Here is a 23242-nt window from a genome sequence, read left to right as displayed (position 1 = left end):
CCTGGTGACGGCCCTGATCGCCAGCCTGATCGCGCTGACCGGTCTGGCCGCACCGGCCCGGGCGGCCACCAGCTGGCCCGGGGGAACCTGGGAGCCGGCCCCGCCGACCTACGGCATGACCGTCGTCAGGGACGTACCGGTGACGATGGACGACGGGGTCGTCCTGCCGGCCGACATCGGCTACCCGGCGGATCTCGTGACCGGGCAACGCGCGACCGGCACGTTCCCCGTCATCGTCCAGCAGAATCCGTACGCGTTCGGCGGTGATCCCGATTCGTTCTTCGTGGGCCGGGGCTACATCTTCGTGTCGGTGGACGTCCGTGGCACACTCGACTCGCAGGCACCGGACAACGGGCCGCTGGTGAACCCACTGTTCGGTCCGCGAATCGCGAAGGACGGCGTCGAGGTCGTGGACTGGGCGGCGCATCACCTGGACGGGTCGAACGGCGCCATCGGGCTGTACGGCTGTTCCCAGCTCGGCATCAACCAGCTGTTCACCGCCGCCGCTGTGGGCCCGCATTCACCGGTCAAGACGATCATCCCGGCCTGTGCGTCGAACAGCTACGACATCTACTTCTCCGGAGGCGTCCCCTCCGCGACGGTCCCACTGTTCGGCCAGGACCTCGGGCTGAGCGGTGACCGACACCGCGCGGAGAATCTCGCCTACGGTCAGCAGACGGTCGCCGAGATCAATGCCAGCGGCCCACGGGCCTACAACGGCACCTTCTGGCGGGAACGCACGACCGACGCCGCGATGGCCGCGCGGATCGTGGGGAACGGAATCCCGGCGTTGTTGTGGAGCGGCTGGCAGGCCACGGAGAACCCCGGTGCCCTGCGGTTCTGGACCGCGCTGCAGAACGCCGCGAACGGCCGGCCCGCGGGCGGGCCGCTGCTGCCGGGCCAGTCGACCACGGGCCGCTATCAGATCGTGATCGGCAACGGAGGCCACGGCAGCGGACTCGACAAGAGCATCGAGCTGGAGTGGTACGACACCTGGCTGAAGGGCCAGAAGACCGGTATCGACGCCACGAAGACGCCGGCGCACCTCTACGAGCAGGGCAGCAACCGGTGGATCAACGCGGCCAGCTTCCCGGCGGTGGGCAGGTACACGCCGTACTACCTGAACGCGAACTCCGGGCTCACCCCGAAAGGGCCCGGTGCGACCGGCGCGGACACGGTGAAATGGTCCGCCCCCGACCAGGCCGGCAGCACGCTGACCTACACCACGTCCCCGTTCGCGTTCGGTCAGACGCTGGCGGGACCCGTTGCCGCGAGCATCTACGCGTCGTCGAGCACCAGCGACATCAACCTGATCGCGACGTTGCAGGACGTCTCGCCGCTCGGCGGTGTCACCACGATCGCGTCGGGATCGCTCATCGGCAGCCTGAGCACGCTCGATGAGAACGCGTCGTGGAAGGACAAGAACGGGCAGCTGATCCTGCCCACCCATCCGTACACGACCGACACGAAGATCGAGCCGGGAAGGACCAACCGCTACGACATCAGGATCAACCCGACGGTCTGGAGCGTGTCGCCACTGCACTCGCTGCGTCTGGTCGTCAGCACCCAGGCCAGCAGGAACGACTGCGGGGGGTTCCTCGGCATGCCGCAGCCGTGTGCCTACACCGCGGCCCAGCAGGCCGGTCTGGCCGGCGGTACCTACCAGATCGTGCGCAACAGCACCGGCCGTTCGGTGGTGAACCTGCCGCTGCTCCCCTGGCGGCAGCTCCCCGCGGCGCGCAGCGGCGTCACCCCCACCAGCGGCTTCGCCAGCGAGCCCCTGGGCTGGTGACGAGGGGCGCCGGGGCGCCGGGACCCGAGTGCCCCCCGGTCCGCAGGTGAGTCCGTCCTCCTCCCCGGGGCTCCCACCCGAGGAGGAGGACGTCGGGCCGCGCCCACCGGTTCCACATCTGCCTGGGTCTGGCCCGGGCGGACTGTCGAGGGTTCCGTAGACTACGGGCGTACTGTTGCCAGCCATTGAGGGCGTCCGCTGTGCGTGCATTGCTGCTTGAGAGTGTTCATCCTGACGCCGCGGCGATCCTGCGCTCCGCGGGGGCGACGGTTGAGACGCTTGACCGGGCCCTGGGTGAGCAGGCGCTGATCGAGGCGCTGGCCGACGTCCAGTTGCTGGGGATCCGGTCGAAGACCGAGGTCACCGAGACGGTCTTCGAGGAGGCGCACGATCTGCTGGCCGTCGGTGCGTTCTGCATCGGCACGAACCAGGTCGACCTGGCCGCCGCCGGTGATCGCGGTATCGCGGTGTTCAACGCGCCGTTCTCCAACACCCGCAGCGTCGTCGAGCTCGCGGTCGCCGAGATCATCGCGATGACCCGGCGACTGACCGAGAAGAACACCGGCATGCACGCCGGCCTGTGGGACAAGTCGGCCGAGGCGGCCCACGAGGTCCGCGGCCGCAGCCTCGGGATCGTCGGCTACGGCAACATCGGCGCGCAGCTGTCCGTGCTCGCCGAGGCCCTCGGGATGACCGTCTACTTCTACGACACCGCCGACAAACTGGCGCTGGGCAACGCACGGCGCTGCGCGACCCTGCCCGAACTGCTCGCCACGGCGGACGTCGTCACCCTGCACGTCGACGGCCGCCAGGGCAACCTCGGCATGTTCGGCGACGAGCAGTTCGCCCTGATGCGCCAGGGCAGCCTGTTCCTCAACCTCTCCCGCGGCTTCGTGGTGGACCATCGCGCGCTGCGCACGCACATCGAGTCCGGCCATCTGGCCGGCGCGGCGGTCGACGTCTTCCCGCAGGAGCCGGCGGGGCGGGGCGACGAGTTCGTCTCCGAGCTGCGCGGGCTGCCCAACGTCATCCTCACCCCGCACATCGGCGGGTCGACCGAGGAAGCCCAGCAGGACATCGGCCACTACGTCGCGAGCAAGCTGCGTGACTACGCCCGCGAGGGCAACACGACGATGAGCGTCAACCTGCCGCACCTGTCCCTGCCACCGCGCCACGGCGGGCGGCGGATCGTCCACCTGCATCGCAACGTCCCCGGCGTGCTCGCGAAGATCAACAGCCTGCTGGCCGAGCACAAGGTCAACATCGAGGGCCAGCTGCTCGACACCCGCGGCGAGTACGGCTACGCCCTGACCGACATCGCCGTCGACTACCCGTCGGCGCTGATCGACTCGCTGGCCGCGATGCCCGAGACCATCCGCGTCCGTTCCCTGGGCTGATCGGAACCGTGACCGTCGAAGTTCCTGATCTTGGCCGGGTGCTGCGGGCTGCGGGCCTGGAGGTTCGCGACGATCGCGCGACGCTGGCGATGTACGCCACCGACGCCTCGCTCTACCGCGTCCCGCCGCGGGCCGTGGTGCGACCCCGCCACGTCGACGAGGTGGCGGGGGCACTCGAGGTCGCCCGGGCGCACGGCGTCGCCTTCACCGCACGCGGCGGTGGCACGTCCATCGCGGGCAACGCGATCGGACCGGGAATGGTGCTGGACTTCAGCCGGCATCTGAACCAGGTCCTCGAGGTGGACGTCGACGCGCGCACCGCGGTGGTCCAGCCCGGGCTCGTGCACGCGGACCTGCAGAAGGCGGTGCTGCCCCGCGGGCTGCGGTTCGGCCCCGACCCGTCCAGTCACTCACGGTGCACCATCGGCGGGATGATCGGCAACAACGCCTGCGGCAGCCGGGCGCTGGGCTACGGCCGCACCAGCGACAACGTGGTCGCGATGAGCTACCTGCTGGCCTCGGGCGAGACGCTGCGCACCGAGTACGACAGCGCCGGCGTGCCCCTCGTCGACGGGCCACAGCCACTGCTGGACGCACTACGGGCCGCCGCCGGGCGGCATCTCGGCGCGGCGCGCACCGAGTTCGACACCTTCGGCCGCCAGCTGTCCGGCTACGCCGTCCAGCATCTGCTGCCCGAACGGTTCGACCTGGGGCAGGCGCTGATCGGCTCCGAAGGCACCCTCGGCATCCTCACCCAGGCCACCGTCCGGCTGGTGAAGGACCCTGACCATCGGGTTCTGGTCGCCCTGGGCTTCGCCGACATCGTCGCGGCCGGGCACGCGGCGCCGACGGTGGTGACGTTCGGTCCGACCGCCTGCGAGGGCATGGACCAGCGGCTGGTGGACGTCCTGCGTGCGCGGCGCGGCGACACCGCGGTTCCGCCGCTGCCCCGCGGCGGCGCCTGGCTGTTCGTGGAGATCGCCGGCGACGACCGCACCGACGTGCTGGACCGGGCGTCCGAACTGGCCGCGGCCGACCTGGGCACCGAGACCCGGATCGTCACCGACCCGGCGGAGCAGGCCCGGCTGTGGCGCATCCGCGAGGACGGCGCGGGCCTCGCCGGACGTGCGCCTTCGGGCCAACCGGCCTGGCCCGGGCTCGAGGATGCCGCGGTCCCGCCGGACCGACTCGGCGACTACCTCGCCCGCTTCGACGAACTGGTCGCCGACCACGGCATGACATCGGCGCCCTACGGCCATTTCGGTGACGGCTGCATGCACGTCCGGCTCGACTTCCCCCTGGCCCGTCCGGACGGGCTGACGGTGCTGCGCACGTTCCTGACCGCGGCCGCCGCCCTGGTGACGGAGTTCGGCGGTTCGATCTCCGGGGAACACGGCGACGGCCGGGCCCGCGGCGAACTGCTCGCCCAGATGTACTCCGCCGATGCCATCGCCCTGTTCGGCGAGGTCAAGCACGCCTTCGACCCCGACAACCGGCTCAACCCCGGAGTGCTCGTCAACCCCGATCCCTTCGACGCGGCCGTGCGGATGAGCGGGGTCACCTACCGCAGGGACCTCGCCTTCGCCTACCCGCACGACGACGGCGATCTCGCCCAGGCCCTGCACCGCTGCACCGGCGTGGGCCGCTGCCGGGCCGACAACAGCGCGGCCGGCGGCGTGATGTGCCCGTCCTACCTGGCCACCCGGGAGGAGAAGGACTCCACCCGTGGCCGGGCCCGGGTCCTGCAGGACGTCGTGCGCGGCGACCTGGACTGGCGGGCGCCCGCCGTCCTCGACGTGCTGGACCTGTGCCTGTCCTGCAAGGGCTGCGCCGTCGACTGCCCGACCGGCGTCGACATGGCCACCTACAAGTCCGAGGCCCTGCACCAGCGTTACCGGCGCCGGCCGCGGCCACGCTCCCACTACAGCCTGGGCTGGCTGCCCCGGTGGGCCCGCCTGGCCGGACGAGCACCGCGGCTGGCGAACCTGGCGGCGCGGACCCCCGTTCTCGGCAAGGCCGGCCTCACCCTGGCCGGCGTCGACCGCCGCCGCAGCGTCCCCCCCTTCGCCCCCGTCCCCTTCCGCCGCTGGTGGGCCGACCAGCCCCCCGCCAACACCGCACCGACTCGCGACACGACGCCGGTTCGCGACACGGAACCGGTTTCCGTGGCGACGCCGGTGCTGCTGTTCGTGGACTCCTTCTCCGAGTCCTTCTCACCGGACGCCGCCGCCGCGACCGTGCGCGTGCTGCGCGCGGCCGGCTACGAGCCCCGGCTACCCTCGTCCGGCACCTGCTGCGGGCTGACCTGGATCACCACCGGCCAGTTGGACGCGGCCCGCCGCATCCTGGGCCGCACCGTGGCCGAACTCGCGGCGGCGGTGCGCGACGGCGTCCAGATCGTCGGCATCGAGCCGTCCTGCACCGCGGTGCTGCGCGCCGACGCCGTCGAGCTGCTCGAGGGCACCCCCCAGGCCGAGGACGCCCGTCTGGTCGCGGCCGCCACCCGCACCCTCGCCGAACTGCTGACCGCCACCGCGGACTGGAGCCCACCCGACCTGACCGGCACCACCATCGTGGCCCAACCGCACTGCCACCACCACGCTGTCCTCGGCTGGGCGGCGGACAGGGCGCTGCTCACCCGCACCGGCGCCACCGTCACCACCCTCGCCGGCTGCTGCGGTCTCGCCGGCAACTTCGGCGTCGAGATCGGCCACTACGAGGTCTCGGTCGCCGTCGCCGGCCAGAACCTGCTCCCGGCGCTGGACGCCGCCCCCGACGCCGTCGTCCTCGCCGACGGCTTCTCGTGTCGCACCCAGATCGCCGACCTGCGCGACCGCCCCGCCCTCCACCTGGCAGAACTGCTGTCCCCGCGCCCCTGACCCCCACCTCCTGGGCTCACATCCCCGAGGCGTAGGCGCGGGTCAGGGGCGACGCACGGCGGCGCCGTCCGACCGGCATGTGCGCAGCCCGACGCAACGTACCGTCGCCGCCGACGCGGGCGGTTCTGGTCCGACCGGTAACCCTTGCTGGACGGACGGCGCGGGGAAATCCTGACGTCCAGCACACGGAAACGTGGTTCACGCAGAGAGGCAGGCCGATGACCAACGAGACGCCGACCAGCGAGACGTCAGCCGTCCAGCCGACGACGCTGGACGGCCTTGGGTGCTATCTGCTGGGCGGCCAGCCCGCGTCCGCCCGCGAGATCATCACCGAGGCGGCCGAGGCCGAGGCGCTCGGCCTCGAGGTCGCCTTCATCTCCGAGCGTTACAACAAAAAGGAGGCGGTGACCCTCTCCGGCGCGGCCGGCGCGGTCACCGAACGGATCACCATCGCCACCGGCGCCACGAACCACAACACACGCCACCCGATGGTGACCGCCGGTTTCGCCCGCACCATGCAGAGCCTCACCGGCGGACGTTTCGTGCTCGGTCTCGGCCGGGGTATCCCCAAGGTCCAGGACGCCCATGGCATCCCCCGTATCACCACCGCCGAGCTCGAGGACTTCGTCGGGATCATCCGCCGTCTCTTTCGCGGCGAGACCGTGCGCGACCACAACGGGCCGGCCGGTTCCTGGCCCGTCCTGAGCATTGATCCGACCCTGGACGAGTACCTGCCGATGGGTATCGTCGCGTTCGGTCAGAACACCCTCGAACTCGCCGGTCGCTGTTTCGATCAGGTCGTGCTGCACACCTACTTCACCGACGAGACGACGGTGCGCTGCGTCGAGACGGTCAAGCGGGCCGCGGAGAAGGCCGGACGCGACCCCGACGCGGTCAGGGTGTGGGCGTGCTTCGCCACGATCGGCGATCACATCCCCGAGCAGCGGCGCCTCATGAAGTCCGTCGGCCGCCTCGGTACCTATCTCCAGGGCTACGGCCGGCTGTTGGTGCGGACCAACGGCTGGGACGAGGCCGTCCTCGACCGGTTCCTGGCCGACCCGGTCGCCAGGGCCCGCGGTCTGGACATCGTCGGCACCCCCGAGCAGCTCGAGCACGCCGCCGAGCTGATCCCCCCGCAGTGGCTCGCCGCCGCCGCGACCGGCAGTCCCGCCCAGTGTGTCGCCGCCATCCGCCACCAGTTCGACCTGGGCTGCGACGGCGTGATCATGCACGGTTCCACGCCCGCCGAGCTCACTCCCATCGTCGAGGAGTACCGCCGCACCATCGACCGGTGATCGCTGGCTCCGCGGCGAGCCACGGTCGATCAGCCCTGGTCGGCCCGGGCTCGGGTGTCGCGCCGACGAGCAGGCGCTGACACCGGGTCGCCTTCGGTGGCCAAGGCCCGGCCGCGGTCCTCGCCGCCCGTCGGACACGTGCAGCGATCCGCAGGGGCGGCGAGGGCGGAGGCGATCCAGGTCGCGCAGGCTCGTCGAGCATGACCCTGCGCGACCAGGTGCGGATCGGCCATCAGGTTCGCCGCAAGGCCACGGATGAGCCCCTGCAGCAGTACGGCACTGGTCCGCGCGTCGATGTCGGTCCGGATCGAGGCGTCCCGCTGCCCGCTCTCGATCAGTTCGGTCCAGCCGTCACGGCTGCGCCGTTCGGCGTCGACCATCCCCGCCACCGAGGCCTCCACCGGGAACGTGGCTCCCCACATGACGATCAGAGCCCGGTCATCGCTGTCGGGATTCTCGAACCGCTTCAGGTAGGTGGTGACCGACAGAAGCAGCAGGTCGAGGCCGCGGGAGTTGCCGGTATGAAGCCCGTCCCGGGCCGCGTTGGCGCGGTTCTGCTCGTCGATGCGGTCCTGGGCCCGTTGCGCCAGCCGGGCTACCAGGGCGTCCTTGGAGCCGAAGTGATGGGTCGGCAGGCCCCGGCTTGCTCCGGCGCGGCTCCCGATGCGCGCCAGGGAGGCGCCATCGACCCCCCGTTCGGCCACCAGGTCGGCAGCCGCGTCGAGCAGGGCCTCCTCGGACTCGGCGCGCCGTTCGAGCTGGGTCCGGCGACGGGGAGCGGCGGCGGAATTCATGGCAGCAGAGTACTTTCCCGACCACGCGAAACATACTTGCCAAGCGACCAGCAAGAAATTATGGTGGCACTTAGGTGTGACATAAGTGTCACACTGGTGGGCATGCGGCGAGAGGAAGCGGAGCCGATGGCTTTATACGACATCGTGATCAAGGGGGGCACCGTCATCGACGGGCTCCGGACGCCTCGCTACAAGGCCGACGTGGCGATCAGGGACGGTAAGATCGTCCAGATCGGCCCGGTCGATGCCGCCGACGGCGACGAGGTGGTGGATGCCACCGGCAAGATCGTCGCCCCCGGGTTCGTCGACATCCACACCCACTACGACAGCCAGCTGTTCTGGGATCCGTGGTGCACGATGTCGGGTTGGCACGGCGTCACCACTGTGCTGGTCGGCAACTGCGGGTTCGGGTTCGCGCCGTGCCGGCCACAGGACCAGGACCGCGCGATGCTGAGCCTGTCCCGCAACGAGGCCGTGCCGATCAGGACGATGCGGGCCGGGATGCCCTGGGACTGGGAGACCTACCCGGAGTTCCTCGACAGCGTCGAGCGCACGCCCAAGGGCGTCAACGTCATGTCACTCGTGCCGCTGGCCCCCCTCTACGCCTACGTGGTCGGGGTCGACAAGGCCAAGAAGGACCGGGCGTCCGACGAGGAACTGGAGCGGATGTGCGAGCTCGTCATCGAGGGGATGGAGGCCGGCGCCGCCGGCTGGAGCTCGCAGATCTCCGGTGACCTGTTCAACGTCCAGCTCGATCATGACGGCACGCCGATGGTCACCGACCTGATGACCGAGCGGGAGATCACCGCGTTCGCGCGGGCCCTGCGCCGGGTCGGCCGCGGTACCACCCAGATCACCGGCCAGCTCGAGACGGCGGCGCTGATCGCCCGGGAGAGCGGTCGCCCGATCATCTGGAACGCCCTGGCGCCCACCGGATCGGTCAACCAGCACGGCGAGTCGCAGTTCCCCCACCTGGAGACCATCGACCGGCTGGAGGAGCTGAACGGGTCCGAGGGTCTTCGGGTCTTCGCGTCGGCGCAGATCGTGCGCTTCCAGTCCGAGATCGTCCTGGAGAACTACAACCTCATGGACATCTTCCCGGCCTGGAAGGAGGCCGGCCTCGGCACCCTCGAGGAGAAGATCGCCAAGTTCGCAGACCCGGAGCGTCGCCCGGCGCTGCGGGCGGCGATCGACGAGCTGGGCGGCGGTTTCGGCGCCGCCGGCTACCCGCTCGCCGAGATCACGGTGAACTGGATCACCAGCGACGCGAAGGACGCCCTGGCGCTCAAGGCGAAGTACGAGGGCTACACCATCGGCGAGATCGCGGCCCGTGAGGGCAAGCACCTGGCCGACGCCCTTCTCGACATCGCCGTCGCCGGTGACCTCAACGTCGGCTTCGGCACCACCATGATCGACATGGACACCCAGGCGGTCCGGGAGGTGACCTCCTGCTCGGTGGCCCTGCCCGGGATCAGCGACGGCGGCGCGCACACCAAGTTCGTCACCACCGCCCGCTTCGCCACCGAGCTGATCGGCCACTGGGTCCGCGAACACAGGATCATGTCCCTCGAGGAGGCGCACTGGCGCCTGTCGGCCTATCCGGCCATGGCCATCGGGCTGCGCGACCGGGGTTCCATCGGCGAGGGCCGGCCCGCGGACATCATCGTCTACGACCCCGAGACCGTCGACGCGCTCCCCCAGGAGCGGCTGTTCGACTATCCGGCGGACGAGTGGCGCCTCGTCCAGAAGGCCGTCGGCTACGACCGCATCATCGTGAACGGCAAAACCACCTTCATCAACGGTGTCTGCACGGACGAGACCCCCGGCAAGCTCCTGCGGCACGGCACCGCCTAACCCGACCACAGGCGCCAGCCCGACCACAGGCGGCCTCGGCGGTATCGCCGGCGTGGGCGGCACTGGCGGCATCGACAGCACTGACGGCATCGACAGCACTGACGGAGCAGGGAGACGGGCATGGCGGATGTGACCGATGCGGCCACCGGCGGCTTACGGCTTTTCGACGCGGACAACCACTACTGGGAGACGAGCGACGCCTTCACCCGTTTCCGCGACCCGAAGTTCGCCGACCGCGGTGTCCAGATCAAGGAAATCGACGGAGTACCGCGGTATGTCGTCGACGGTGTGCAGACCGAATGGCTTCCCGGGCCAGCCGACGTGCACCCACGGCCACTGCCGGGGGCATTCCTGGAGTTCTTCCAGGGCGGCACCAGCCGGGATGTCTTCCAGGCCGGATTCACCGAGCGGGCGGCGGACCATCCGGACTGGTTCGAACGTGATGCCCGGCTGAAGGTGATGGACACCCAGGGCGTCGAGGCGACCTGGGTCTTCCCATCCCAGGGTGTGGTGATCGAACCGCTGCTGCACACCGACATCGAGGCGGCGGTGGAATGCTACCGCGCCTTCAACCGGTGGATCGACGACCAGTGGGGCTTCGCCTACCAGAACCGCATTTTCAGCGCCCCGTTCATCACCATGTGCGATCCGGACGAGACCGTGCGGGAACTACGGTGGTGTCTCGACCGGGGTGCCCGGGTGGTGAACATCCGCCATGGTGCGGCGGTCACCCGGGACGGTAACCGGTCACCGGCCGATCCGATGTTCGACCGTTTCTGGGGTCTCGCCGCCGAGGCCGGCATCGTGGTCGCCAGCCATGACGGCTCCGATGAAACCTACACGCCCGTGAACGACCTGATGGACCGGGTGTGGGGCGAGGCGCACATGGGCGGTATCGCGCCCGGTGACACCGACAATCTCGGCCAGTTCTCGACCTTCGCCGGGCTCACGAAACACCGGACCGTCCACGACTTCGCCTACGTCCTCGTCGCGCACCGGCTGTTCGAGCGGTTCCCGACGCTGAAGGTCGCCTATATCGAGAGTGGCTGTTCCTGGGTGCCGTCGCTACTGCTCGCCCTCGACTACCTGGGCCACGGCCGTGGTTTCGCCACGAACCCGCGCGACCAGTTCATCGAACACTGCTGGGTCGCGCCGTTCGTCGAGGAGGACGTCCGCGAACTCGCCCGGCATCTGCCCGTCGAACGCATTCTTTTCGGTTCCGACTGGCCGCACGGCGAGGGATTCCCCGCCCCCCGGGACTTCCTGGCCAACGTCGCCGGGTTCACCCCGGCCGAACAGCAGCGCATCATGTACGGCAACGCCCAGGAACTCACCTTCCCAGGCTGACGCCTTCCCGCACTGACGACAGGCGCACCTCCCGGTGGGGGTGCGCCTGTCGGTGGGACGGGTGGGGCCGGTCGGCGCTGGCTAGGCCGCCGGTGGGTGAATGGCCGCGAGCGCCTCGAGCTGGTCGATGAAGTGCTCCGGGGAGTCGTGGACGACCCGGGCCGAGGCGATCGTCGTGCCGGCCGCGGCCAGGGTGGCGAGCTCCTCGAGGGCCCGGTCGGGCTCCTTGAGCGGGTCAAGGGCCTGGCTCGGCCCGAGCACGACCTCGAAGCCCGCGGGCAGCTCCTCCTGGTCGAGCCACTCCTTGGCCTGGGCCAGGCTGATCCCGAAGGGAGCCCAGGCGTCAGCCAGTGCGAGCGCGCGCCGCAGCGAACGGCGGGTACGCCCACCGATCCACAGCGGCACCTGGTCCTGCACCGCGCAGGGGTCCACGAGGAGCCCGCCGAACGAGTAGTACTCGCCCTCGTAGGCGGGCAGCGGCTGCGACAGTGCGGCGCGCAGTGCCCGCAGCGCGTCGTCGCCGCGGGACCCGCGGTCCTCAAACGGTACGTCGAGAAGGTCGAACTCGGCCTTGAGGGTGCCGACCCCCAGGCCGAGGATGAGCCGCCCGCCGCTGACCACGTCGAGGGTTCCATACCGCTTCGCGATCTCCAGCGGATGGTGGTAGCCCAGGACCAGCACCATGGTCGCCAGACGGATCCGGGTGGTCCGCGCGGCGATGTAGCCGAGCGTCGCGAGCGGATCGTAGTAACGCCCGCCGCGACGCACCGCCTCGTCGGCGGGAACGCCGACGTGCTCGCTACAGGTGAGGTGGTGGAAGCCCAACCGGTCCGCGGCCTGGGCTATCCGGGCCACGTCCTCGATCGTGCCGGTCTGCTCCCAGGGAGAGCTGGCTCCCGGCAGCATCGAGACAACCGGGGTGGGGATGGACAGTTTCAGTGTCGTCGCGCCGCTCATCCGACGTAGATGCCGCCGGCGTCCACCGGGATCGACTGCCCGGTGATCGTGCGGGCCTCGTCGCTGGCGAGGAACAGGGCGAAGTTGGCGACGTCCAGCGTGGAGGAGATGTCCCGCAGCGCGGTGTTCGCCAGGGTCTGGGCGCGCCGCTCCTCGTAGGAGATGCCGAGCTCGGCCGCGGTGCGCCGGACCCAGTTGCGGTAGAGCTCGGTGTCGATGCTGCCCGGCACCACGCAGTTGCACCGGATGCCGTACTCGCCGACCTCGTTCGCCACGGACTTGGTGAGCGCGCGCAGCCCGGTCTTCGCCATCACATAGTGCGACTTGCGGGGCATCGCCGCATAACTGGCCGTGGAGGAGAAGTTCAGGATGACGCCGGAGCGGCGCTCCAGCATCGACTGCTTCAGCACCTCACGGGTGCACAGCATCGCCGCGGTGACGTCGATGGCGATGGTGGAGTTCCAGTTCTCCAGGGTCTGCTCCCAGATGAAGGTGTCCTTGCCGGGTGCGGCCGCGTTGTTACACATGATGTCGACCTGGCCGAACTCCTTCACCGCCCGGGCGACCATGGCGATGACCTCGTCCTCCTTGGTCACGTCGGTGCGGATGCCGATGGCGTTCGGCCCGCAGGCCGCCGCCGCCTCCAGCACCAGCTCCTCGCGCCGGGCGCTGAGCAGGACCTTCGCCCCCTGCTCGACGAACAGCTTCGCCATCACCGGACCGAGCCCTGTGCTCGCACCGGTGATGATCGCGACCTTGCCCTCGAGTCGTCCCCCGCTCATCGGGCGTCCACCCCGCGCAGCTCCTTCAGCGTCGCGCCGAACAGTTCACGCCCGGCCGCGGTGTTGTCCAGAAGTCGGTTCGTGCGGCGCTTCACCGCCCAGGACCCGCCCTCGCGGACCAGATCCCAGCGCACGGCGCTCAGACGCCACAGGTAGAACCGGCCGGACTCCGCGTCCAGCCGGATGATCTGGGAGTAGGTGAGCGCGGTCGCCTCGTCACCGTCGAGCTCGATCAGCGGCGGGGTGGCGATGTGGCCGACCCCTTCCTTGGTCAGGGTCTGGTGCGGCTCGGTGAGCAGCATGGCCTCGACACCGGCCTGCCCCACATGCGGGGCGCCGTTCGCGTCCCAGTCGTAGAGGCCGTCCTCCTGCCACACCGACGCGGCCAGCGTGGCCAGGCCCGCGTCCGCCGCCGGACCGTAGGAAAGGATCAGCCGCCGGATCGCCAGCTCGTCCTCGACGGCCCGCAATCGGGCCTCGAGGGCGGCCAGATCATCTGTAGCAACCATATGCATCTCCTACTACCGAGAGTGACCGGAAAGATCGGACACCCTTGCCCTACTGTCCGATCCTCCCCCATGATGCCCCTGAAGGGGTGTCCCTGTCAGGCGGCTCCGCGCCGCTGGAGGTGCAACGATGATCAGAGTGCGCAACACGATCTTCAGCCTGACCGGATTGGAGCCACCCAAGACCGACTACCTGCGGTGGCACCTGCTGGACCACATGCCCGAGCAGTACCAGCTGCCGGGCCTGGTGTACGCGCTGCGCTACATCGCGGACGGCGACTACCCGGCCGCGCGCATCGCCGGCGAGGGGCCCCTGGCCGGCATCGGCAACCTGGTCAACTACTTCATCGGCGAACCTGTCGTGCGGAGCCACGAGGAGTTCCTCGAGCTCGGTGTGCGCCTCGCCGAGGCCGGCCGTTTCCCCGAACGGCGGACGCCACTGGGCCTGCGGTCGCTCGCCCTGACCCACTGGTATGCCGCACCGAGCGCCCTGGTGTCCGCCGAAGTGATCCCGATGCGACCGCACCGCGGGATCGTCCTGATCATCGAGGAACCGACCCAGGACGACGTCTCCCCCTGGCTGAACTGGCTGCACACCGAGCACATCCCCGCGGTGCTCGGCGTGCCCGGTGTGGCCGGCGCATGGCAGTACAGCTCGAGCGCGTACCCGGAACTGCACGAGGCCTACCTCGGCGACCCGCAGCACGCCACCGTCATCTACCTGGACGAGGACCCGCTCGAGACGCTCAAGGGGCTGACCCCGCTGCTCGAGCAGCGGTGGGCCTCCGGGCAGGCTCGACCGCTGTTCGCCGGCCCCCTGCGCACCCCGATCAGCTGGGAGGCCTGGCCGCGCTGACGGCGAGCAGGGCACGCACCACGTAGTGCTCGACGAACTCACGTTTGGCGGCGTCCGAGCGCTGCGTCCACGGTGGGGCGAGCAGCAGCAGCCCCACCGTGTTCAGCCACCGGCTCGTCTCCCGCAGGTCGAGATCGGCCCGCAGCTGACCCGTTGCCTGCCACCGGGTCAGCAGCGGGCGCAGGTGCTGGTGGTAGGTGTCCACGACGAGCTCGGACTGCACCTCGAGCGAGGTGACGAGCCATCGGCTGTCCGGGGAGAACAATGCCTCGTTGAACGGGTTGCCCGGCACCAGACCGTTGAAATGCATGATCAGGTCGCTGATCGACCGGCTGGCGTCGTCCGGATGTTCCAGCATCTCGGTGACCCGCCGCATCGCGGCATCGATCCGCTCCAGCAGGACGGCGAGAATGAGCTCGTCGCGCGACCCGAAGTAGCGATAGACCGTCGACCGCACCACCGCGGCCTCTCGGGCCACCTCGTCGACCGTCAGTCTGGCGGCCCCCCGCGCGAGCAGGCACCGACCGGCGGCCGCGACCAGCCGCCGCCGTGCCTCATCATCGTCCACCAGCGCGGTGTCACTACCCCACCGCACCCGGCCACCCGAACCGGCCACGCGGGAAACCCGGCCTTCCTGGTCGTCGGCCACAGCCCCGGCCGGACGCTCCGCCCGGCCCTGCACCAGCTGATCCCCGAAAGTCTACCGCCCACCGCCACCACAAGACCGCCCAAGCCACGCATTTCACCACATAACAGATAATCAGTGTAGGTGGTAGTGGCCGGATGTTCTTCGGTTCGCGGCCATGGCCGGTGGTGGCTCTCCCGCCGAACATCCGGAATCCCTTCGCTTCCGAGTGACAGTTCGATGTCGTGGTGCGACGCCCTGGTGCGGTATGTGGCGGTGAATACTGATCGGATGGCCGGCGGGGGCGGGGGCGGGGGCGGGGGCGCTACGGGCGAGGGCTGGGATTTCTTCGTGTCCTACACCGAGGTCGACCGGCCCTGGGCGGAATGGGTCGCCTGGACCCTCGAACAGGAGCGTTACCGGGTTCTCATCCAGGCGTGGGATTCGGTGCCGGGAACGGACTGGCCGCGGATGGTCCGGGATGGGGTCAGTCGCGGCCGCCGGCTGCTGGCCGTGGTGACCCCGGCGTATCTGGAGTCGGCGGGGGCGAGAGCGGAATGGCTGGCGGTCTGGGCCGCGGATATGGACGGTGCGGATCGCCGTCTCATTCCGCTGCTCATCGAGGACTGCGCCCCGACCGCCCTGTCCCTGCTCGGCACCCGCACCTGGATCGACCTCCGCCGCTACCGCGCCGAGCAGGGCGCCACCCACGCGGGGCCCGCACTGCTGGCCGGGCTGAAAGAAGCCGAAGCGGGCCGGGCCAAACCGACCCAGCCGGTCCCGCTACCCGCGCGGGTGCGGCGCACCAGAATGCCGCCCACCCCCGATTCCACGGCGCCGGCATCGGCCTCGACCTCGACCCCGACCCCGACGCCGACGCCGACGCGAGCCAGGACGGCCACGGTGTGGCACATGCCGCCGCGACTGCCCCACTTCGTCGGCCGGTCCGACCTGCTCGACGACATGGCTCGACGGCTCGCCGCGAGCGGGCGGGCCGCCGTGTGCGGCGTGCGGGGCCTCGGTGGGGTCGGCAAGACCGTGCTGGCCGTCGAATACGCCTACCAGCACGCGGCGGAATTCGACGCGGTGTGGTGGATTCCCGCCGAGGACCCGGACCTGATCCCCGGCTACGTCTCCGCGCTCGGTGTGGCGCTCGGCCTGCCCGACGGGGCCGCGTGGCCCTCGGTCGCGGGAGCGCTGCGCCAGCAACAGCGCCGTTGGCTGCTCGTTCTGGACAACGTCGAGGATCTTGCCGTGGTCGGCCCGTTCCAGCCCACGGACGCGTTCGGCCACCTGCTGGTGACGTCCCGGCGCAGCGGCCTGACCAGCTTCGGCCAGGTCGTCGAGGTGGCGGAGCTCAGCCGCGACGAGGCGGTGCTCATGCTGTCAGAACGGGTCGTGGGCATGGACCGATCGGCGGCGGACGAGATAGCCCGGCTCCTCGGGGATCTGCCCCTGGCGGTGGAACAGGCCATCGGTTTTCTCACCCAGACCGGGACACCGCCGAAAGAATACGCAGGTCTGCTCACCGAACGACTCGCGGACATGCTCAGTCGAGGGTGGGTCGCGAACCGCCCCCAGGTCACGGTGGCCAACCTCTGGGAGCTGTCCCTTACCCGGCTACAGGCCCAGCGGCCAGCGGCCGTGCACCTCCTGGAACTGTGCGCGTTCTGCGCGCCGGAACCGATCCCCCTCGACCTGTTCAGCCTGTTCACCTCGGATGTGGACGACCTGCCCGCCGGGCCGCTGCGGGACGCCGCCGGCGACCCGCTGGCCTGGGCGGAGACGGTCGGCGCCCTGGTCGGGTTCGGGTTGGCCCGCCGTGATGGCCGTGATGGAGCGGACCTGTCGGTGCACCGGTTGATCTCCGCGGCCGTCCAGTCCGGTGTCAGCGCGACAGACCGAACGGCCACCGCGGTCACGCTGATCAGACTGCTGCGCTCCACATTGCCCGGCGACACGAAGAATCCGCGGAGCTGGCCACGATGGCGGTCGCTGCTACCGCACGTCCGCGCCGTCCTGAACCTGGCCGATCCGGAAACAGGGGAGAACCAGGTCGCACAAGCAACGTTCTGGCTCAACGACCGTACCGGCAGCTATCTCGCCCAGCACGGTCAACTGGCTCCAGCGATCTCCTACCTCGGCCGCGGGCAGGCACTGAGCGCCTCCATCCTCGGCCCCGACCACACGATCACCAGGACCATCACGAACAATCTTGCCGCAGCGAAAGCAGGCCATGATCGACGTGGCTGATGGGGCAGGGTGCGGCGGCGCCGACCGCGGTGCGTTCCCCTCGCATCGCCCCCATGGGACGACCGGGTCAACGGTGCCGTGACCGGGACCGGATCTGCTCCTCGTAGCGGGAGTACCGGTCGGCCCCACCTCGGCGGCCCTCGAGGAACCGGTTCAGGCGGTCCGACTGGTACGCCGACCTCCCCCGGGTATCCGGCGTCGCCGGGGATCGGATCGAGCGCGGATCGGTACGCGCCGTCCCGGCGGCTCCCATGGTGGGCGCGCCGGCCGGCGACGTCGCCACGGCAGCTACGGTCGCGGCTCTCGCCCCGGCAGCCATGGGCCTCACGGCGGTCGCCAGGGCCGGTACGGGTGGTGCGGGCGCTGCGGGCGCTGCCGGTGCTGTCCGGGCGTCCTCGCCAGGCGCCGTGTCCGGCATCGTCGGGTCCGGCGTCGCGGTGTCGACCGGCGCGCTGATCTCCGCGGCGGCCGGGCTGTCACGGACGAAACCGCGACCGCTGCCGGGCTCGGAGGTCGCGCCGCCCGCGCCGAGACGGGGCTGCGTGGGCACCAGGACGGACGGTGGCCCGTCGGCCCGCGCATCGACCGACCTCGACGGCGATGACTGCGGCCGATCGGCACCCAGAGCGACCGGGACCGATGTGGCGACCAGGGCCAGCAGGGCCGCGGAACCCACCAGCACCGCTGCCCGGCGCCGCCGTCCACCTGCCTGGGCCGGGCCGGGACCACTGCGACGTCCACGCCGGCGCACCGACCGGCGCGGCGACCGGTCAGCCCCCGCACCCGCGACCGCCAGCTCCTCCACCATCGGCTGCCCGGCCACCGGCCGCCGCGCCACCGGCTGTTCGGCGGCCAACTGTTCGGCCGCCAGCTGCTCGGCCGCCAGCACGGCGATCAGCCCGAGGCCGCTGTCGTCGGATCCGGGTACCGCGGTCACCTCAGCCACCCCGGGTGCCCCGGGTGCCCCGGGTGCCCCGGGTGCCTCGGGTGCCTCGGGTGCCTCGGTGGTGATGGCCGCCGGCTGCTCGGCCGCCGGCTGTTCGGTCGGGGTGCGCCAGCCGTCCAGCGCACGGGCCACCGCGGGGTCGGAGGCGCCGTCGGTCTCGCCGAGCAGGGCGAGCAGGACCTCGCCGGCGCCGGGACGGTCGTCCGGGTTCGGCTGGAGCGCGCGGCGGACCAGGTCGAGCAGGGCGGGCGGCAGCCCCGGCGCGTCCGCCAGCATGTCCGCCAGAACCTCGTCGAGCACGTCTGGCGGGCCCTTCGGTGGGACGTCCCCGAAGGGCCGCCGGCCGGTCGCGGCGAAAAGCATGACCGCGGCCCAGGCGAACACGTCGGCCGCCGCTCCGATACGGCCCCCGCGGAACTGTTCCGGTGCCACGTATCCGGGGGTGCCGATCAGCCCGGTGTCCTCGTCCGGTGTCGTGGTCGTGCCGAGGGCGTGGGCGATACCGAAATCGATCACGCGCGGCCCGGTGGGATGAAGCAGGATGTTCGAGGGGGTGAGATCGTGATGGGCGATGCCGGCGGCGTGAATCGCCGTCAACGCCGATGCCATTCCGATGGCGAGCCGTTCCAGGTCGGCGGGTGCCAGCGGGCCGCCGTCGCGCACCGCGGCGGCGAGGGTCGGTCCAGGCACGAACTCGGTGACCAGATAGGGAAACTCCGCGTCCGGACAGACGTCGAGCACCTCGGCCGTGCAGAACCCGGCGACCTGGCGGGCATGCGTCATCTCCTGGCGAAACCGTTCGCGGAACTCCGCGACGTCCGCGTACTCCGGATGGATGACCTTGATGGCCACCGGCCGTCCGGTGGGTGATGCGCCCAGGTAGACCGTGCCCATGCCGCCCTCGCCGAGGCGGCGCAGAACCTGCCAGTCACCCATGGCCGTCGGGTCCGAGGCGCGCAGCGGGGCACCCGGCGGCATGGTCGTGAGGCCCCCCGGCGGATCGTCGACACCAGTGATCACGGTGCCCACGTCGGCGATATCGCTCGTCACAGGTGTGATTCTCCCTGGTCAGCGATAGGCCGCGGCGGACGCGTCCCTTCTGGCAACGGAAGCAAATCCACGCCCCAGAAATGGGGCAACCTTGACACCACACCAGCCCGATTCCGTCAAAATCACGGCCACCCGACGGCACCGCCCGGCGAGATACGCGCTGAGATCCCTCACGGGGCGGTGCGGACTCGTCCGGTTCGCACCGCCTGGGTCAATGCGGCGTGGTCGGCCTCGTTCTGGTCGGCATAGGCCTCGGCGAACCGTGCGATCGCGTGGTCGAATGTCTTTCCGGTGCCAAGGTAGGCGGCGATCGCGATGCGGTCGCCGGAGCGGGCATGAGCCCGGGCGAGGGTCGCGGCGCACAACCGTCCGAACTGTGTCATTGCCCGGGGGAACATGTTCTCCGGCACCGCGATGCCCTTCCAGTCCTGCAACTGGCGGACGTAGAAGTCACGCTGCTGATGGTCGAAGCCGTCCACCCGTTGCCAACCGAGAAAGATGTCGCTCGACGCCTGCATACGTCGTTGGCCCGCGACGACTCGTTCGCCCTGGTTGTCGAACGCGCTCGCGGGCAGATGGTCGGCGAGAACCGATGTCTGGGCCTCCTTGAGCTGCAACAGCAGCGGGTCGCCGCCGTCGCGGCCGAGCAGCAGCGCGACCCAGCACCGGGTGCCCACGCTGCCGACGCCGACGACCTTGCGCGCCACGTCGACCAGCCGGTACTGGGCGAGCAGGGAACGCCGATCGACCGACAGGGTGCTGGCATAGCGCTCGATGATGAAACCGAGCGAGGCGATCAGCTGGTCGCGTTCGGCCCCGGCGAGCAGTTCGCCGACCGGGATGAGCAGCGGCGGGTCGCTGTTGAACCGCCGCTGGCCGTCCACCACCTCGGTCAGCTTGGCGAACGCCCGCAGCTGGTCCCGGGAGCGGGCGTTCGCCGTCGCCTTCGCCAACTGTCTGGACGCCCGCCGCCCCAGCACATCGGCGAATCGCGTGGACAGGTCGGCGACGTCGATGTGCGTGTACCAGACGTCGAGATTGTTCATCGCCGCCAACCGGTGCATCCAGCTGCGATAGGCCCCGACCGCCGCGGTCACGATCGCGCGCCGCTCGGACGGGCGGAAGCCGTTGGCGCGCCCGGCGATGACCAGGCTGGCGGTGAGCCGTTTGAGGTCCCACTCCCAGGGGCCGGGATGGGTCTCGTCGAAGTCGTTGATGTCGAACACCAGGCGCCGTTCGGGCGAGGCGAGCAGCCGGAAGTTCAGCAGGTGCGCGTCGCCGCAGAGCTGGACGTCGATACCCGACGTCGGCGTTCCGGCGAGGTCCGCCGCCATGATCGCGGCGGCGCCCCGGTAGAACCGGAACGGCGACTCCAGCATCCGCTGGTAGCGCAGGGGAACGAGATCGGGTAGCCGCGTGTGTGACTGGCCCTCGAGCATGTCGATCGGATCGGCCCGTCTGGACGCCGGTTCGTATTCCGCGTGAGATCCGCGCGGCGCGTTGGCCCGCGCCGCCTTTCCCCGGGTCGCGCGCTCCGCCGGCGTCGGCCAGTCCCGGTCGAGGACCGCCCGGCTGGTCGCCGCCCGGTCGGTCGCTGGCCGGTCGGAGGCCGCGCTGGCTGGCCGTTGCGACTGGGAATCTCGCAGGGCGGGACGCGCGCCAACAATGGTCATTTCCGACCTTCCCCCCGACCGGTACCGAATCATTTTTTTCTACATGTTCCTGTTCCGCGCGAACCGGAACGGCTACTTCCCGGCAGTCATTCCCCACGACGGGCCACGCCAACCGAGCTGGATCGGTCCTCGGAGTGATTGGTTGACAGCCATGTCCGGTGACCCGTCGTTCGTGGTGGATGGGGAGCCTGCGCGACCGTCGGAGCCGGATCGGGCCGCGCGGCGGCGGCTGGCGCGACACACGATGCGACGGGCCGCGTTGAACATCACGGTGCTCATGGCGCTCTATTACCTTTTGCCGTTGCGGGGTGGCTGGGACCCCGTGGCGATCCTGCTGCTCGTCGTCGGACTGCTGGCGTTCACGGCCCTCGCCTGCTGGCAGCTGCGCTCGATCCTGCGGTCGCGGTACCCCGCGGTCCGGGCGATCGAGGCGCTGGCGCTGTCGATCCCGCTGTTCCTGACCCTGTTCGCGACCACGTACTACCTGCTGAGTCAGGCGGAACCGGGAGCCTTCACCGAACCGATGAACCGCACCGACGCGCTGTATTTCACCGTCACCGTGTTCGCCACCGTCGGGTTCGGCGACATCGCGCCCACATCACCCTCCGCCCGGATCGTCGCAACCGTGCAGATGCTGGCCGATCTACTGGTACTTGGCCTGCTTGTCCGCACCGTCTACAGCGCGGTCGAACACGGCCAACGCCACCGGGGCTCACGCCCGTAGTGCCGCGGCGAGCGCCTGCGTCCAGGTACGGACGGACGGCCGGCCCAGGCCCGTCGGTTTGGACCGGCCTTCCTGTCCGCGCTACGGGACGACCTTCAGCAGCCGACCACCCCGGTCGAAGACCCGGATCGTGGGAGTCTTCGAGTGCTCCCAGCTGCCGATACTCCCCAGGCCTCCTACCATCGCCCCCTGCCCCCCGCCGTTCGGAGAGGTATCGCCGGCCGGCGGGGTACCGTCGAGCTGAACGCTGCGGGCCAGGAAGTAGCCGTTCTGGATCGGCACATCGCTCACTCGCCCGTCAGGTGCGGTCACGGTGATCCGGCCCACCCGGGAGCTCACCCGACCGGAGACCGTGTGCACGGTCCGCAGCTCGTCGGGTCGGTACTTCCCGTCAAATCCGTGCGACATCACAAGATCGACGACAACGGGGTCGGGCGACCTGCTGTCCCACGTAGTTCCACCGTAGCCGTACGCCAGAAGGATGTCGGGGCGCCCCGTCGCATTGATGGGAATCTGGCACAGCGATACCCCGTAGTCATTACCCAGAAGCACGCTCACGCTTATCCCCAGGCTGTCGCGGACCGCCGCTTTCACAGTCATACCGAGTGTGGGCGACCGAGCCGGATCCGCCTTACCCGGACCTGACTGCGAGCATTCCAGCGGAATCTGCGCCGCTTCGGCCACAGAGAAGTGGATGGCCGTCAGAGTGGGGCCGGCCGGGGGCGACGCCAGTACCACCGCGACAGGATCGGACCTGCTCGACGCCGTCGCACCGAACATGATCGCGGCGACGGCCGCCGCGGTGGCGACCGCCGCGGTGGCCGGGAACACACGCCTCGCCGCGCGACGACGGCGCTCCCTGGGCACCCGCGCCTCGGCCCCGGTCCAGCTATCCGTCGAAGGGTGCGCCCGCAGATCCTGCGCCGCCGCACGCAACCAGGTGACCGTCGCATCGTCGTTCGTCACGCGGGGCCTCCGGCCATCGATGTGATCTCATCCTCCGTCGCACGTGCGCGGCGAGAACCGAGCGAATCCGGGGGCTGCCGCGGACCGGGCTGTTCCTCACGTAGCGAGGGATGCGTCCGCAACTTCGCCAGACCCCGGGATGCCTGGCTCTTCACGGTTCCGACCGACCGGCCGAGCACCTTGGCCACCTGCTCTTCGGAAAGGTCCTCGCAGTAGCGCAGAACCACCACCGTCCGCTGGCCCGCCGGCAGCATCGCCAATGCCGCGGCCAAGCCGGCCCGGTCCTCCACCGCGGTGAATCCACCGCCGTGTCCGCCCACGTCCGGCACCGTCGCCACGAGATCCTCGGGCACTCGTCGCCGACCGAACCGTCGCCTGTTCGCGTTCACGAGGATGCGGCGCACATAGGCATCCGGGTGATCACTGCTCTGGACCCGTCGCCACGCCACATACGCGCGTGCGAGCGTGACGGAACCCGTCAAGCTGTTTGAGGCAGTGTTGTTCGAAAACTAGCTACTTGCCGGTTCCGGGTCTGGCTGCTCCTCG

The 23242-nt window shown here is 70.3% G+C and carries 18 protein-coding genes; 9 read left to right on the top strand and 9 right to left on the bottom strand.

What is annotated here, in order from left to right; translation table 11 throughout:
• The first annotated feature begins 4 nt into the window (after positions 1–4).
• The 4 genes from MXD61_RS13895 to MXD61_RS13880 all read left to right on the top strand — a co-directional run bounded on the left by MXD61_RS13895 (position 5) and on the right by MXD61_RS13880 (position 7363).
• Positions 5–1792, top strand: coding sequence for a CocE/NonD family hydrolase (locus MXD61_RS13895; protein WP_248813444.1), 1788 nt, complete (start codon positions 5–7; stop codon positions 1790–1792).
• Between the two features lie 200 nt (positions 1793–1992).
• Positions 1993–3189, top strand: coding sequence for a phosphoglycerate dehydrogenase (serA, locus tag MXD61_RS13890; RefSeq protein WP_248813443.1), 1197 nt, complete (start codon positions 1993–1995; stop codon positions 3187–3189).
• 8 nt (positions 3190–3197) lie between these two features.
• Positions 3198–6068, top strand: a complete 2871-nt coding sequence (locus MXD61_RS13885) for an FAD-binding and (Fe-S)-binding domain-containing protein (protein WP_248813442.1) — start codon at positions 3198–3200, stop codon at positions 6066–6068.
• A 218-nt stretch (positions 6069–6286) separates the two neighbouring features.
• Entirely contained in the window at positions 6287–7363 is a 1077-nt protein-coding gene (locus MXD61_RS13880; protein ID WP_248813441.1) for a TIGR03857 family LLM class F420-dependent oxidoreductase, read from the top strand.
• A gap of 29 nt (positions 7364–7392) precedes the next feature.
• On the opposite strand, the gene MXD61_RS13875 is transcribed toward MXD61_RS13880, so the two are convergent.
• Complete coding sequence (locus MXD61_RS13875) at positions 7393–8157, bottom strand: TetR/AcrR family transcriptional regulator (protein WP_248813440.1); 765 nt, start codon at positions 8155–8157, stop codon at positions 7393–7395.
• A 126-nt stretch (positions 8158–8283) separates the two neighbouring features.
• Here MXD61_RS13875 and MXD61_RS13870 point away from each other — a divergent pair, with 126 nt between their 5' ends.
• Entirely contained in the window at positions 8284–10011 is a 1728-nt protein-coding gene (locus tag MXD61_RS13870; RefSeq protein WP_248813439.1) for an amidohydrolase family protein, read from the top strand.
• 120 nt (positions 10012–10131) lie between these two features.
• Positions 10132–11358 carry an amidohydrolase family protein gene (locus MXD61_RS13865; RefSeq protein WP_248813437.1) on the top strand — a complete coding sequence of 409 codons (1227 nt, stop codon included), beginning with the start codon at positions 10132–10134 and terminating at the stop codon, positions 11356–11358.
• A gap of 81 nt (positions 11359–11439) precedes the next feature.
• On the opposite strand, the gene MXD61_RS13860 is transcribed toward MXD61_RS13865, so the two are convergent.
• Genes MXD61_RS13860 through MXD61_RS13850 form a run of 3 tightly spaced genes read right to left on the bottom strand, consistent with a single transcriptional unit; the run spans position 11440 to position 13606 of the window.
• Positions 11440–12315: a TIGR03619 family F420-dependent LLM class oxidoreductase gene (locus tag MXD61_RS13860; protein WP_248813435.1), complete on the bottom strand. Its 876-nt coding sequence runs from the start codon at positions 12313–12315 to the stop codon at positions 11440–11442.
• Positions 12312–13097, bottom strand: a complete 786-nt coding sequence (locus MXD61_RS13855; protein WP_248813432.1) for an SDR family NAD(P)-dependent oxidoreductase — start codon at positions 13095–13097, stop codon at positions 12312–12314. The genes MXD61_RS13860 and MXD61_RS13855 overlap by 4 nt, the downstream gene beginning before the upstream one ends.
• On the bottom strand, positions 13094–13606 hold the full coding sequence (locus MXD61_RS13850; protein WP_248813430.1) for a nuclear transport factor 2 family protein: 513 nt from the start codon (positions 13604–13606) through the stop codon (positions 13094–13096). The genes MXD61_RS13855 and MXD61_RS13850 overlap by 4 nt, the downstream gene beginning before the upstream one ends.
• Before the next feature lie 127 nt (positions 13607–13733).
• On the opposite strand from MXD61_RS13850, the gene MXD61_RS13845 reads away from it, so the two are divergent.
• On the top strand, positions 13734–14459 hold the full coding sequence (locus tag MXD61_RS13845; protein ID WP_248813427.1) for a hypothetical protein: 726 nt from the start codon (positions 13734–13736) through the stop codon (positions 14457–14459).
• Here the strand turns inward: MXD61_RS13845 and MXD61_RS13840 are convergent.
• A complete protein-coding gene (locus MXD61_RS13840) occupies positions 14434–15141 on the bottom strand; it encodes a TetR/AcrR family transcriptional regulator (RefSeq protein WP_248813425.1) in 708 nt (235 codons plus the stop codon). The two genes, MXD61_RS13845 and MXD61_RS13840, sit on opposite strands and share 26 nt — an antisense overlap.
• A gap of 294 nt (positions 15142–15435) precedes the next feature.
• Between MXD61_RS13840 and fxsT the strand changes: the two genes are divergently transcribed.
• Positions 15436–17337, top strand: a complete 1902-nt coding sequence (gene fxsT / locus MXD61_RS13835; RefSeq protein ID WP_248813423.1) for an FxSxx-COOH system tetratricopeptide repeat protein — start codon at positions 15436–15438, stop codon at positions 17335–17337.
• Between the two features lie 67 nt (positions 17338–17404).
• Here fxsT and MXD61_RS13830 read toward each other — a convergent pair whose 3' ends face one another.
• On the bottom strand, positions 17405–19333 hold the full coding sequence (locus tag MXD61_RS13830) for a serine/threonine-protein kinase (protein ID WP_248813421.1): 1929 nt from the start codon (positions 19331–19333) through the stop codon (positions 17405–17407).
• A 170-nt stretch (positions 19334–19503) separates the two neighbouring features.
• Positions 19504–21006: a DUF2252 domain-containing protein gene (locus MXD61_RS13825; protein WP_248813418.1), complete on the bottom strand. Its 1503-nt coding sequence runs from the start codon at positions 21004–21006 to the stop codon at positions 19504–19506.
• Positions 21007–21265: 259 nt separating this feature from the next.
• Here MXD61_RS13825 and MXD61_RS13820 point away from each other — a divergent pair, with 259 nt between their 5' ends.
• A complete protein-coding gene (locus MXD61_RS13820; protein ID WP_248813417.1) occupies positions 21266–21730 on the top strand; it encodes a potassium channel family protein in 465 nt (154 codons plus the stop codon).
• A gap of 81 nt (positions 21731–21811) precedes the next feature.
• Here MXD61_RS13820 and MXD61_RS13815 read toward each other — a convergent pair whose 3' ends face one another.
• Together MXD61_RS13815 and MXD61_RS13810 are read right to left on the bottom strand one after the other, a co-directional pair.
• Positions 21812–22666: a hypothetical protein gene (locus tag MXD61_RS13815; RefSeq protein ID WP_248813416.1), complete on the bottom strand. Its 855-nt coding sequence runs from the start codon at positions 22664–22666 to the stop codon at positions 21812–21814.
• A 26-nt stretch (positions 22667–22692) separates the two neighbouring features.
• On the bottom strand, positions 22693–23145 hold the full coding sequence (locus MXD61_RS13810) for a sigma-70 family RNA polymerase sigma factor (protein WP_374628914.1): 453 nt from the start codon (positions 23143–23145) through the stop codon (positions 22693–22695).
• Positions 23146–23242: the final 97 nt, after the last annotated feature.

Source organism: Frankia sp. AgPm24, from assembly GCF_023243055.1.
Classification (GTDB): Bacteria; Actinomycetota; Actinomycetes; order Frankiales; family Frankiaceae; genus Frankia; species Frankia umida.
The sequence above is the reverse complement of the archived record's forward strand: the minus strand, read 5'-3'. Positions and strand labels throughout refer to the sequence as shown.

Bases quoted from the DNA above. Each gene is read 5' to 3' on its own strand.
- MXD61_RS13880 (WP_248813441.1), top strand. From the start codon at position 6,287: ATGACCAACGAGACGCCGACCAGCGAGACGTCAGCCGTCCAGCCGACG.
- MXD61_RS13875 (WP_248813440.1), bottom strand. From the start codon at position 8,157: ATGAATTCCGCCGCCGCTCCCCGTCGCCGGACCCAGCTCGAACGGCGC.
- MXD61_RS13870 (WP_248813439.1), top strand. From the start codon at position 8,284: ATGGCTTTATACGACATCGTGATCAAGGGGGGCACCGTCATCGACGGG.
- MXD61_RS13865 (WP_248813437.1), top strand. From the start codon at position 10,132: ATGGCGGATGTGACCGATGCGGCCACCGGCGGCTTACGGCTTTTCGAC.
- MXD61_RS13860 (WP_248813435.1), bottom strand. From the start codon at position 12,315: ATGAGCGGCGCGACGACACTGAAACTGTCCATCCCCACCCCGGTTGTC.
- MXD61_RS13855 (WP_248813432.1), bottom strand. From the start codon at position 13,097: ATGAGCGGGGGACGACTCGAGGGCAAGGTCGCGATCATCACCGGTGCG.
- MXD61_RS13850 (WP_248813430.1), bottom strand. From the start codon at position 13,606: ATGGTTGCTACAGATGATCTGGCCGCCCTCGAGGCCCGATTGCGGGCC.
- MXD61_RS13845 (WP_248813427.1), top strand. From the start codon at position 13,734: ATGATCAGAGTGCGCAACACGATCTTCAGCCTGACCGGATTGGAGCCA.
- MXD61_RS13825 (WP_248813418.1), bottom strand. From the start codon at position 21,006: ATGACCATTGTTGGCGCGCGTCCCGCCCTGCGAGATTCCCAGTCGCAA.